At 59.5% G+C, this 12,339-nt stretch carries 8 protein-coding genes and 1 pseudogene; 1 reads left to right on the top strand and 8 read right to left on the bottom strand.

What is annotated here, in order from left to right:
• Positions 1-263: 263 nt before the first annotated feature.
• The 7 genes and pseudogenes from ACH2ED_RS21115 to ACH2ED_RS21085 all read right to left on the bottom strand — a co-directional run bounded on the left by ACH2ED_RS21115 (position 264) and on the right by ACH2ED_RS21085 (position 10,402).
• The gene (locus ACH2ED_RS21115) at positions 264-686 is read right to left on the bottom strand and encodes an endo-1,4-beta-xylanase (RefSeq protein WP_395094708.1); all 423 of its coding nucleotides are present in this window, start codon (positions 684-686) and stop codon (positions 264-266) included.
• A complete protein-coding gene (locus tag ACH2ED_RS21110) occupies positions 625-1,542 on the bottom strand; it encodes a hypothetical protein (protein WP_395094707.1) in 918 nt (305 codons plus the stop codon). Before ACH2ED_RS21110 ends, ACH2ED_RS21115 begins: the two co-directional genes overlap by 62 nt.
• Positions 1,543-1,584: 42 nt before the next feature.
• The gene (locus tag ACH2ED_RS21105; RefSeq protein ID WP_395094706.1) at positions 1,585-3,210 is read right to left on the bottom strand and encodes a M28 family peptidase; all 1,626 of its coding nucleotides are present in this window, start codon (positions 3,208-3,210) and stop codon (positions 1,585-1,587) included.
• Positions 3,211-3,234: 24 nt separating this feature from the next.
• A complete protein-coding gene (locus ACH2ED_RS21100) occupies positions 3,235-4,689 on the bottom strand; it encodes a DUF1501 domain-containing protein (protein ID WP_395094705.1) in 1,455 nt (484 codons plus the stop codon).
• 32 nt (positions 4,690-4,721) lie between these two features.
• Positions 4,722-5,654, bottom strand: a complete 933-nt coding sequence (locus ACH2ED_RS21095; protein WP_395094704.1) for a hypothetical protein — start codon at positions 5,652-5,654, stop codon at positions 4,722-4,724.
• Positions 5,651-8,377, bottom strand: coding sequence for a DUF1549 and DUF1553 domain-containing protein (locus ACH2ED_RS21090; RefSeq protein WP_395094703.1), 2,727 nt, complete (start codon positions 8,375-8,377; stop codon positions 5,651-5,653). The genes ACH2ED_RS21095 and ACH2ED_RS21090 overlap by 4 nt, the downstream gene beginning before the upstream one ends.
• 67 nt (positions 8,378-8,444) lie before the next feature.
• A pseudogene (locus ACH2ED_RS21085) lies at positions 8,445-10,402 on the bottom strand (acetyl/propionyl/methylcrotonyl-CoA carboxylase subunit alpha).
• Positions 10,403-10,462: 60 nt separating this feature from the next.
• On the opposite strand from ACH2ED_RS21085, the gene ACH2ED_RS21080 reads away from it, so the two are divergent.
• Entirely contained in the window at positions 10,463-11,779 is a 1,317-nt protein-coding gene (locus ACH2ED_RS21080; protein ID WP_395094702.1) for a hypothetical protein, read from the top strand.
• On the opposite strand, the gene ACH2ED_RS21075 is transcribed toward ACH2ED_RS21080, so the two are convergent.
• Positions 11,776-12,339 (bottom strand): hypothetical protein (locus ACH2ED_RS21075; RefSeq protein WP_395094701.1); only part of this gene is annotated, 564 nt, incomplete at its 5' end. The genes ACH2ED_RS21080 and ACH2ED_RS21075 overlap by 4 nt on opposite strands.

Genomic DNA, 12,339 nt, shown 5'->3' with positions numbered 1-12,339 from the left:
CGCTTCGCAAACAGGGTATTTCTCCTCGTGAAGGCTTACTCTCGGTCTTCCGTGGAAACCCCATTGTTCCGGCTACAACTTGACCTGAGCAGTTACATGAACTGTGCTTGAGCGGAGAGGGGAAGAAGTAAAAGTGTCAGAGTAAAGTAAATTCCCCGAAGTATTATACTTTTAAGTGTCATGCCATAGTTATTGGTTGTTTCTAAACTAAATCTAGTAAAACAGGTATTTCTCTCTGGGCTGATGATTCGTCGCCGCAGAGCCTAGAGGTGTAGTGTCAGGGGGGTGCCCTGGCGTGGAAGTGTGGCGCGTTGTGTGGCCGTTTTCCCCGCTTGTGTGACCCGAACCTCATATTCCCCATGGAAGCCACGGACTGCGAAACTTCCCTGAGCATCGGTGGTGCCACCAGCGCTGGTCCACCACTTCTTGGTCGTCAAGTCCACCCAGGCCTGCCCGTTTGGTTTGATGCTCCAATCGGCACGCCAGAGAGCGGCTTTGGGGAACCAGTGACGTTTTCCCCAGAAGCCCCAGGTGATAATCTCCGACACCGACGGGTGCGAGAAGCACGCTGTGAGAAAATCGCGGGTGTAGTCGGCCTGGAGCTGTTCGTCTTCCATATTGATGTCAAACTCCGTGATCGCAATGGGGAGCCCGAGCTTGCCAAAGCGCTCCAGGCAGCTCAGCACGCGGGCGGGCGGGGATTTTCTTTTGATTCAGCCACTCCAGCGCCTTCAGACCATCTTGCTTGTTCCACGCCTCCCAGAAGGGCCACTTCAGATGATTCTCAATCGTCGCGCGGTTGAAGTACTTCTGAAAAACTTCTCGATAACGGTCCGCATCGGCTCCACGGGCGATAAGGTGATCGGCGGCCACGGCGGTTCCGAACGCGAACGCATGGCTCTGTTGCGTGATCTCAACTTTGACGCCCGGAATCGGTTTGCCCGTTTTCTGATCCACCACTCTCACGCTCAAAGGCGCTTTCCGGTACTTTTCGATGCGCTTTTCCGCTTCGGCGCGCCACGGGGCATCGGGTTCGATTCCCGCATAGCTCAGGCGCGTGCGTGGCAGCTCTGAAGCACGCTTGCTGGCCCTGTAGTTGGTGAGACTGATATTCTGAAACTCGATAGCCTGCTCCCCGAAGCCGAAGTGGAAGTTGAGGTTGACTTTTCCTGCGGGCACATCCTCGACGGCGGTAAACGGAATGCTCCACTCTTTCCATGCCCGCCCGACGGGAATATTCTGGTTGAGTGACTTGGTGTAGGGTGGCTCCCCGCGCTCCAGAATCACCGCCGTGCGCCCCTCGCCTGTCTCGGGCTGGGCCTTGAGCGCCCGCACCGAGAAGCGCACTAAAAGTGTGTCGCCCTTGCTTAGGCCAAACGCGATAGGAATCTGAAGCTGAGCATCCCAGGGGTTCGCAGGCCGTGCGCTCGCCGAAAGCTTCAGTACGCCGCCGGTCTTGGTGAGGATGACGGAAGCCGCGCCCGAGCCGATGACGTGCGCTGCGCTGGCGCTCTGTGCGGTGGTGAGTTGTTCGTTTTGCATCGTGATTGGTTTTCGCTCCCATGAACGAGAGCGACCTACTCTCTACCGACTCGAAGCCGCCAGTGTCGCTTTCACGGTGAGAGTCTGGTCGCCGCGCTTAATGATAATTTCCACGACATCGCCGGGCTTGTGGTCACCGAGTGCGAGGGTGTACTCCTGGACGTTTTTGATAGTCCGTGCCCCAAATTTGACGATAATATCGCCTTTTTGCATTCCGGCTTTTTCGGCAGGTGAGCCTGGACGCACGCCATCGAGCTGGACACCCTCACCCTCGTAGCCGTAGGCGGGAATCGAACCGAGGGACACGCGGAAGCGAGCGGGCTGCTCCTGCACGACAGTGATTTGCGTGAAACCAGGCCGAGCCGGGGCATCCGCGATCTCTCGTGCGGCACGCGCAACCAGCGTGAGCACTTTCGCCTCGCCCGGGTAGTTGATCTTGTCGGCGGTGTCACTGGGGCGGTGGTAGTCGCCGTGTAGGCCGGTGAAGAAGAACAAGACGGGAATCTTGGCATTATAAAACGACTGCTGGTCACTCGACCCAAAGCCGGACTCGGAGCGTGAGAGTGAGAACTTGGCGTCTGCGTTGAGTCTATCGAGAAGCGGGTTCCACTCCGGCGCGGTTCCGCTGCCCACGGCGATGAGCTTGTCGGCATCTAGCCGCCCGATCATATCCATATTGACCATCGCGATAGTCTTGTCGAGCGGAACGAGCGGGTTTTTGACGTAGTGCGCACTGCCCAATAGCCCCAGCTCCTCGCCAGAGAAACACATAAATAAAATTGCGCGCTTGGGGCGGTTCTTCGCGAAATACGCCGCCAGCTCCAGAACGCCTGCCGTTCCCGACGCGTTGTCGTCCGCGCCGTGATGAATCGCGGGAGCCTTGCTCTCCGCCAGTGAGTGTGTCCCGCCCAGGCCTAAGTGGTCCATGTGCGCCCCGATGACCAGCACTTCGTTCTTGAGCATCGGGTCAGAGCCTTCGAGTAGCCCGAGAATATTGGCGCTCATCTTGCTCTGCTTCTTGACTTCCGTCTGGAGCGTCGCTGTGAGCGCCCCGCCCTTCGCCTTCCACGCCTCGACCACGCTCTTGCGAACCATCGCAATCGGCAAGCCCGCATCGGTGCCGTCGCCTTCTTCAAAGCGCAAGGCTGCGTCCTCAGCCGATGCCACAATCAGCCCCGCCGCGCCCTTCTCCCGGGCCACAATGGCTTTCTTACGAACCCCGCCCTCGCCGCCAGAGAACGCGACGGCGATTTTCCCCTTCACGTCCTGGGAATACTCCAGCCCCTCGCCCACAAAGACAAGCTCTCCACTAACCTCACCCGAGGTGGATGTCGAGAGTGGCGACGGCTCAAAGGTCTGCCCGGCGGCATAGCGCCCGAAGCCGCTGACTTGAAGCCTATTCTTGCTGCCCTGTGCCACTCCGGCGGGAAACGAAAACGGCTGGAAGTAGCCTTTGGGGGCAATCGGCTTGAGCCCCGCTTTCTTAAACTGCTCCGCGATGTACTTTGCCGCCGCTTCATTGCCCCGCGTCCCTGAGCCCCGACCCGCGAGTGCATCTGAGGCTAAGTAGGTCACGTGGCCTTTCACAGAGTCCGGTGAGAAAGTCTGCGCCGACGCAAGCGAGCCCAGCGCAAGTACCAGCGCCAGAGAGAGAGTGAAGCGTTTCATAAACAAGATTGTACCCGCCTCAGCCTACACGATTAGCTTCTTCTCGACGTTGCCAAAGACATCGGTGAGGCGGAAGTCGCGGCCCTGGAAGCGATACGTGAGCTTGGTGTGATCTATCCCGAGCTGGTGCAAGATGGTCGCTTGTAAGTCATGGCCATCCATCGGATCTTTGACAGGGTTGTAGGCGAAGTCATCGCTGGCTCCGTGGACGTAGCCGCCTTTGAAGCCACCGCCACACGCCCACATGCTGTAGACCGATCCCAGATGATCGCGGCCATAGGTCGGCTTGGTCATGTCGCCCTGCACAAACGGGGTGCGCCCAAACTCACTGGCCCAGAGCACGATGGTGTCGTCGAGAAGCCCACGCTCTTTCAAGTCCATAATCAGCGCTGCCGATGGCTGATCCGTGTCGCGGCACTGCTCGGCGAGCTGGGTGGGGAGGTTGCCGTGCTGATCCCAGCCGGAGTGCATGAGCTGGACAAAACGCACCCCCCGCTCCAACAAGCGCCGCGCCAACAGACAGTTTCTCGCGTAGCTGCCGGGCCGATTCACATCCGGGCCATAGCGCTCCAGCGTGTGCGCGGGCTCCTTACCAATGTCTAGCAAGTCCGGCACCGAGGTCTGCATCTTATAGGCAAGCTCGTACTGCGAGATGCGCGTTTCTATCTCCGGGTCGCCGTACTCACTTAAATGCTGGGCATTGAGTGCCCGAATATCATCAAGCTGCTTACGCCGCAGACCCGAAGGCAGGCCATCTGGGTTTTTGAGGTAGAGCACCGGCTCGCCCTCGCTCCGAAAGCGCACACCCTGGAACTTGGAGGGTAGAAAACCGCTGCCCCAGTAGTAGTCGTAGAAGAGCTGCCCACACGTGCGGCCCCTGTCGGTCGAGGTCATCACCACAAACGATGGCAGGTCTTTGTTCATGCTCCCCAGCCCGTAGGTCGCCCACGCGCCCATGCTCGGACGACCCGGCACCTGCGAACCCGTCATGAGAAATGTCACACCGGGCGCATGGTTTACCGCCTCAGTGTGCATCGAGTTGATCAGGCAGATGTCGTCGGCAAGCGAGCCAATATGCGGCAGTAGCTCCGAGAGCATCATCCCGGATTTTCCGTAGGCCTTGAACGGCTTGTGGGCGGGCAGGATCGGGAAGGTCTTCAGGCCACTGGTCATGGTCGAGAGGCGCGTTCCTTTGCGCACGGAGTCCGGCAAGTTCGTCCCGCGTAGCTTCTCCAGCCCCGGCTTGTAGTCAAACAAATCCACGTGCGAGGGCGCCCCGCCCTGCCAGAGCACCACGACCCGCTTGGCCTTGCCCCCCCCCCGCCCCCCGCCGGGTACCCTCTGGGTGGGGAGAGTTTGGGCAGATGCATCTTCCTCACCGAGCAAGCTGGCGAGTGCGGCCATGCCGATGCCCGTTGCCGATTTTCCGAAGAACTGTCGGCGGGTAATGCCGAGATCACGTTCAAATTCTGGGTTCATAACTTACGCTCCCGCCGGTTGAAAACCGGCGTCTATATCCGCTCCAACTTCAAAAGCGGCTGATCGCCTGAGTCGAACTGCCCGACATAGAGACTGTCGTCGGGGCCGACAATGGCATCGTGGGGGCGGCGAAACGGGGTGTCGGGCAGGGTTTCCATGGGCTTGAGCTTACCGGTTTTATCGTACTCGGGCTTGCTGCCACCGACATTGGCGAGGACTTTGAAGTTTGCGTCGAGGATGGAGACGTAGCCGGGGACGTTGCGATCCTGCGGCCACTTGCCACCCAGATGCCCGACCACCCAAAGCTTCGCTTGAGTACTATTCCAAGGGCGCAACATGCGCGGGTCGGAGCCGGGGAGCGTCCACTCACCGAGCTTCTTGCCGTTCGTGCTCCAGCGGGCGATGGAGCGCTGGTCGCTCATGGCGATAAGAAGCGTGTCTTTGTCCATATAGCCGCCGTGGGGACCCCAGTGCGGAATGCCGCCCTCATTGCCGCCGAAGTAGCCCGTGTAGTTGCCGTTTTTATCGTAGTGGATCACGTAGTCCTTGCCGTAGCCATCGAGGACGAAGAAATCGCCGCTGGTGAGGTGTAGTGTCCACGACGGCTTGTACTCATCGGCGCTTCTGTACTTGCCTGTCTCTTTCGGCCAGCCCCACTCGGCGAGCACTTCCCCCTGGAGTGTGGTCTTGAGGACGCGGTGCGTGTTCAGGCAGGTCATAAAGAGCACCTGGCGTCGGTTTTCTTCCACGATCGAGAGACCATGCCCCCCGGTCAGCCCGAGATTCTTCTGGTGCACCACCCGGCCCGTCGCCGGGTCAAAGACCAGCAGGTTGGCATCGGCATGATCCGTGAGCAGATAGAGATAGCCGCTTTTGTCAAAGACCAGCCCGTGGCCGTTCTTGATGGGAAGGCTCGCGGGCTTAGCCCAGCCGGGGACGACGCGCCAAGTGAACTCGCGTTTCATTCCTTTGTCAGAGCCTCATCCAAGTTGAAGATAGACAAGCACACCTGAGCCAGCGCGGCGTGCTCCGCAGTGGCTAAGTTTAGGTTGCGCTTGCTCTCGCCCATCGCCAGAAACGCGCTTGCTTGCTCAGGCTCAAGCTCGTAGGCGACTTTCGTGCGCTCGTAGCTGCCGCGTAGAATTGTCAACTCTTTAGTAGAGGGGCGGCGGGCGCAGATGCGGCGGAAGGCGTTGCTTAGGCGCTTGTGGGTGGCAGCCGTTTCTAGCATGAGTTTTTCGGCGAGCACGCGGCTGGCCTCGACCCAGGTGATGTCGTTGAGCGTCGTGAGGGCGTGGAGCGGGGTACTGGTAAGCGATGCCCGCACTTTACAGGCTTGCCGCGTCGAGGCATCGAACATATTGCCCGGCCCGACCGTGCGCCGCCAGAAGGTATAGAGGCTGCGGCGGTAGAGGTCGGAGCCGGTGGACTGCGGGTAACTGAAATCACGCTCCTTGGTGATAGAGAGGCTGTCCCAGATGCCCTTGGGCTGGTACGGGTAGACCGGCTTGCCGCCTATTTTGTCGTTGAGTAACCCAGACGTTGCCAGTGCCACATCCCGTAAGATCAGCGAGGGCAGCCGAAACCGTGCACCGCGTGCAAGCAGGCGATTCTCAGGGTCGCGACGGCGTAGCTCGGGTGTGACTTTGCTGGACTGCTTGTAGGTCTGGCTGGTGAGAACTTGCTTCACCAAGCGCTTGACATCCCAGCCGGAGTCCATGAACTCGGCAGAGAGCCAGTCCAGAAGCTCGGGGTGTGAGGGCTTCTCCCCCAATAAGCCGAAGTTCTCGCTGGTCTTGACCAAGCCGATACCAAAGAACTGTTGCCAGAGCCGGTTCACAAAGACGCGGGCCGTGAGTGGGTTCTCCCGGCTCACCAGCCAGCGGGCGAGATTCAACCTTCCCCCTCCGACCCCGTCCAACGGGGGAGCTATTGAAGGTGGTGTTCCGCACGTGACTTCCTCTTTGGGCGAGAGATACTGCCCCCGGTCGAGAATATGGGTGACTCTTGGCTTGGCATCGGACATGACCATCACGCGCGGCAGGCTATTTTGCAGCGCGTCGCGTTCTTTGGTGATCGCTGCGACTTTCTCTTTTGCTGCGGTCAGCTCAGGGGAGGCGCTGGTGCCCGGCTTGAAGTAAAAACCGGACGCGCCGCCGCCGTTGACGATCTTGACGATCAGTGTGTTGGCACCCGGCTGAAGTGCAGCGCTCACACGCTCTTGATCGGGAAGCACTCCACGGGTAATTTTCTTCGCCAATACCAGCTTGCCGTTCACCCAGACTTTAAGGGCATCGTCACTGCCAAAGCTCAGAGGAAGCGTGGTTGCCGCTCCCACGCTCAGCGTCCGAACGAGATAGTGCGCCGTGTTGTCGGTGTCGGGGAGTGTCTGGGCAGTGCCATCCGTCCACTCCGGGCGCTCCGTGCCACCGGTCAGCTCCGCGAGTGGCTTGTCGGTGTCGTACGCCGCATCGAAGCTGGCGGCACTCACACTAACGGCCAGCTTCCAGGGTGTGAGTGCTGTCGTGACGATCCCCGGTTGGGGGAGTGCTTCCAGGCGCTTCACCTCGGCAGTGGCACTCTTAAGCTCATTGACAAACTGCCCGAGTTTCTTGCGCTGCTGCTCGCTCTCTGTCACCGTGATCGCGGGATCGGCGATTCGGTACTGCCCACCCCCCGACGGCGTCCCCGTCTCGGGCACATTATTGAAGTAGGCGAAGAACTTGTAGTAGTCTTTTTGGCTGATGGGATCGTACTTGTGGTCGTGGCACTGGGCGCAGGCCAGGGTGAGCCCCATCCAGGTGGTTGAAGTGACATCTACCCGGTCGAACATGATCACATTGCGCTGCTCCTCGGCAATCGCGCCGCCCTCGCCGTTGAGCAAGTGGCAGCGGTTAAAGCCCGTCGCGATCTGCTGGTCTTGCGTCGCGTTGGGCAAGAGATCCCCCGCAAGCTGCTCGACTGTAAATTCGTCGAAGCGCTTATTACTATTGAACGCCTTCACCACCCAGTCCCGCCAGACATACTGGAACGTGTCACCATCTTGCTGGAAGCCGTTGGAATCCGCGTAGCGTGCGGCATCGAGCCACGGCAGCGCCATCCGCTCTCCGTAGTGCGGCGAGGCAAGAAGCCGATCTAGAAGCCGCCCGTAGGCACCGGGGCGCGTGTCGGCCAGAAATGCATCCGCCTCTTGCAGCGTCGGGGGCAGGCCCGTGAGATCCAGTGTCACCCGGCGCAACAGCGTCACTTTATCGGCCTGCGGCGCGAAGCTCAGCTTCTCCTTGATGAGCCGCGCTTTCACGAAGCTGTCAATCCCACTCACCTCAACGGGGGGCTCCAGCGGGCGCTTCACCGGAATATAGGCCCAGTGGCGTGTGGTACGCAGTGCGTTCTCCCAGCCTGCAAGGACGGTCTGCTTCTGCGCCGAGAGCGCCGGAGCACCAAGCGGCATGCGATCTTTTCCGCCCTCGCCGCGTACACGCTCGACAATGCGCTTGGCCTGCGCGGGTGTCAGCGTGCTTTCCAGGCTCAGCCCGCCTTGCTTCTGCTCGGCGTTGTGGCAGGGGAGGCAGTCCGACTTAAAGATCGCCGTCGGGTCGGTGGATTGCTTTATGGCGGTTTTTTGGGCCACTGCCAGCGAGCCCGCCACCAGCAACGGCGCTATCCCCATCCAGATTCGTGAACGCATGGGAACTGTTTGTGCGCCGAGGTGGGTTTTTCCTCCCCATGGAACATAAAACGAATCTCCGCCCCGATTACAATCGGGGCGATTCTGAGGGGAGTGGCTCGATCTCCACAAGCACAGCTCCGTGCTCGACGCGATCTTTTTTGGCCACGTGGACGGCAGTAACCGTTCCGGCAAACGGGGCTTCGAGCGTCGCCAGAACTTTCATCGCTTCCACAATCGCGAGGGGCTGGTAGGCTTCGACGGCTTGCCCGACGGCCACCAGCACGTCCGCAACGACGCCGGTCATGGGGGCGCTCAGGCTGCCGGATTTCTTGGCGCGGGTACGTCGCTGACCGGGAGTCACGGGGGTGAAGGCGAAGCTGCGGCCTTGCCAGCTTATCCAGACCGTGCCGCGCTCATCTCGAACAATAGGGACGGCGACGGTGCGTCCGTCCTGCTGGATCTCAATGTCGCCGCTGGGGAGCACCCGCGTGGTGGTGGCCGCAGTAGGCGCACTTGCCTCGATTTCTTCGTCGTTGTAGAGCCACTTGGTCATGAGGATTTCGTATTTCTCCAGTTGTCGGTGGTCTGCCAGGCATTCCCCTTAGTATTCCCCCGCTCGGCGGGGGGTAGGGGGTAGGCGGGGGCTAGGGGAGAGAGTGCCCCCAGTGCAATGAGCACCTCCTCGGGGATCTCTGCGTTGGGTTTCCAGCCTGCAAATCGCTCGGGGAGAAAGCCCGTGTGGAGCTCTCCAGCGACAAAGGCTGTATCCGCGAGAATGACGCGCAGGTACTCGATATTGGTGGTTACTCCCAGCGCGACGAACTCAGAGAGGGCAAGGTCTAGCCGGACGAGCGCGGCGGTGCGATCCGGGCCGTAGGCGATCACCTTGGCGAGCATCGGATCGTAGAATGGGGGGATTTCCATGCCCTCGGTGTAGCCCGAGTCCACGCGAATCCCTGGCCCACTCGGCTCCCGCCAGCGCCGCAGGGTGCCGAGCGACGGCAAGAATCCCGTTGCTGGGTCTTCAGCGTAGATACGCGCCTCAATACAGTGCCCACGTGACTGAATTTGCTCTTGGGTGAGCGGCAGGGGCTCGCCGCGCGCGACGGCGATTTGCCAAGCCACTAAGTCCGTGCCCGTGATGCTCTCCGTGACGGGGTGCTCCACTTGTAGCCGTGTGTTCACTTCCAAAAAATAGAAGCTATCGCCCGAGACGAGGAACTCCACGGTTCCGGCTCCGACATAGCCCGCCGCCTTCCCCGCTAGCACAGCCGCGTCGGCCATGCGTGTACGGAGTGCTGGAGTGAGGCCCGGCGATGGCGACTCCTCGATGATCTTCTGGTGCCGTCGCTGGATGCTGCACTCACGCTCAAACAGATGCACGACGTTTCCCTGCGCGTCTCCAAAAATCTGGAATTCAATGTGACGGGGCTTCAGGACATACTTTTCGAGCAGCACTCGGTCATCGCCAAACGCGGCTTTGGCCTCGCGCCGCGCCTCGGTAAGCTGGGGCAAAAAGTCGGTAAGCATGTCCACACGCCGCATTCCGCGCCCGCCGCCGCCCGCCGAGGCTTTGATGAGCAGCGGCGTGCCTATTTTCTGTGCCTCCGCTTGCAGTAAGTCATCGGCTTGGTCGTCGCCGTTGTAGCCGGGGACACACGGGACGCCTGCCGCCTGCATGGTGTTTTTCGCGCCGATCTTGTCGCCTAGCGCACGGATCACCCTGCCCGGCGGCCCCACAAAGGTCACTCCCGCTGCGGCGCAGGCATCGGCAAAGGCCGCGTTTTCCGAGAGAAAGCCGTAGCCCGGATGCACCGCGTCGGCCCTGAGTGACCTTGCCGCCTCCAGAACCAAATCGCCGCGCAGGTAGCTCTCGCTCGCGGGCCCTGGGCCTAAACAAACAGCGGCATCGGCGAGGCGGACGTGGGGGGCGTCGCGGTCGGCATCGGAGTAGACCGCAACCGGGGAAATCCCTAGCTCTCGGCAGGCGCGAATCACTCGGACGGCGATCTCTCCTCGATTGGCAATCAGCAGTCTTTGCATGATGCAGGGATTGTACCCGACAGTCCGTAACCAATGTCTTTCGCCATACGTTAAGAAGACATGTTTCCACAGACTCCCCCCGCGCAGATTGCGCCACAAGCGGTTTATTTAAAAATCCCGGCTCCGTCTCTGGGGCTTCTGGAGCTGCCCGGCGAGCAAGGTGGCCTGCTCATCGGGAACCCGGAGCCCGTTTTGACTGGAAATCTACGGTTTCTGCTCTGCTCCCCGGACAGCCGTACGTTGGTTCTCCTGCGGGAGGTGCGTCCGAGTCGTCTGGAGTCACTCCCACTCGCTCCTTCCGATGCCGCGCCAGGAGTGCTCGAAGTGCTCACCTACGAGACACGTCGCAAGCGCTTGCGGATGCTCTGGAGTCAGGAAATTGCGGCAGGCGTCGGCGTGGATGCGCGGCTTATTGGCTGGCTTGGAAAAACGGGGATAGCGCTGGCGGCGCTGCATGATAAGACAGTGGATGTCGAGGGGAAATTCCAGCGCCGAGAGACCATTGCGATGATTGATCCCGTTCGAGGAACGGTGAAGACCACACTCGGCCCGCCCGAGTACGGCTGGTTCGGGTTGCATGTGTCTCCCGAGCTTCCTTTCGCGGCATTGGGTGGCCCCGATGGTAGCAGCCTCGCGTCGGGTGTCGAGTTTCTCCGGGCAGATGGAACGCGGTTTACGGTGCCAATGAACGGCGGAGAGGTCTGGGGCATTCGCTCGTCCGACGATGGCAAGGCGTTTCTGGTGGACGATCTCAAGCAAGCCTACGCTGTCCGCCCGGATACCGGCACCGTGACTAAAATCCCTCCATTGGCAAAGAAAGCCGATGGGGGCATTGACTTTGGCGACGAGAGTGGCCCCGAGAAAAAACTGCCCTTCGAACTCGCCACCTTGGGAAAGAGCGTTGTTCTAAAGGGGAAGCAGGTGAAATCACAGGTCACGCTCTGCGCCGACGGTCAGCCGGTCACGCTGCTTCCCAATGGCTCAGGGGCGCTGTTCCAGCAGCAAGGGACGCTGTTTTTTGTTCCGTTTGTGGCGTTACCAAAAGCCGCCTTCGATCCACTCAACGCCAAAGCACAGCGCGACGAGGCAATCCAGATTGCCCATGAAGTGGGACAGGCTCTTGTGGGCTGGGCGTTCCAGCACGATAAAAATGCCCCTGTCTACCCGTCTGAGTCCGACTGGAAAGCGGCGATTGCGCCTCTGCTCCGTGATGCTACCGTGCTCACTCGCTTCGTCTACACACCGCCTGCGTCCCTGAAGCTGGAGTTCACCAAAGAGTCCTTGAAGCAGCCTGTGGGCTATGTTTTAGCTCCTGGAGGGCGGGCTGTTTGCTTACCCACCAGTGGTGCAAAATGGCAGCCTGACGAGCCTCGCTAGAACTTTCGAGATTCAGGCCACTTAATCTGGCGCCGCACCACAATAAATCCCGTACGACGATATTCCCACTCGGCTTCCGGGCAAAGTGCCATCAGTTCATCCATCGCTTGATGAAGTGGGAGGTTTTTGAGGGAAACATTTGGTATTTTTATCTTAAATAGTTTCTCGGCTGTATTACCTATAATAATAGGGAGGCTATACGTGTCAGATATTTTAATGAGTATTTCTGTGAGACTTAGGTTTTGGATTGATATTGATATTCTTTTATTGAGTGTTGGGATTTTTATAAAATCGTTTTTTGTTATTGAAAATTGTTTATCTATTGAGATGTAATGATTTTTATAAGTGCCAGCAGCTTTTTGTTTTTGCACATCAAGATAATTGGTGAACGTAGAATTGCTTCCAATACCCGGAGCTGCATATGAGACTACATAATTTTTAAACTCTCTTTTGTCTGATTTTTGAATCTCGGACGGGTACATTCCCCGGAGCTTGCTCCGCGTCCGCATAGAATGCTTTACAATGCTCCGTGAGTCAATATATCCATAAAAGCCATAACG

This window comes from Armatimonas sp. (assembly GCF_043757465.1).
GTDB lineage: Bacteria > Armatimonadota > Armatimonadia > Armatimonadales > Armatimonadaceae > Armatimonas.
Note: the sequence above shows the minus strand (reverse complement) of the source record. Positions and strands in the feature narration are given on the sequence as shown.

Coding starts and splice junctions, on each gene's coding strand:
- ACH2ED_RS21100 (WP_395094705.1), bottom strand. CDS start 4,689: ATGAACCCAGAATTTGAACGTGATCTCGGCATTACCCGCCGACAGTTC.
- ACH2ED_RS21080 (WP_395094702.1), top strand. CDS start 10,463: ATGTTTCCACAGACTCCCCCCGCGCAGATTGCGCCACAAGCGGTTTAT.
- ACH2ED_RS21110 (WP_395094707.1), bottom strand. CDS start 1,542: ATGCAAAACGAACAACTCACCACCGCACAGAGCGCCAGCGCAGCGCAC.
- ACH2ED_RS21095 (WP_395094704.1), bottom strand. CDS start 5,654: ATGAAACGCGAGTTCACTTGGCGCGTCGTCCCCGGCTGGGCTAAGCCC.
- ACH2ED_RS21105 (WP_395094706.1), bottom strand. CDS start 3,210: ATGAAACGCTTCACTCTCTCTCTGGCGCTGGTACTTGCGCTGGGCTCG.
- ACH2ED_RS21090 (WP_395094703.1), bottom strand. CDS start 8,377: ATGCGTTCACGAATCTGGATGGGGATAGCGCCGTTGCTGGTGGCGGGC.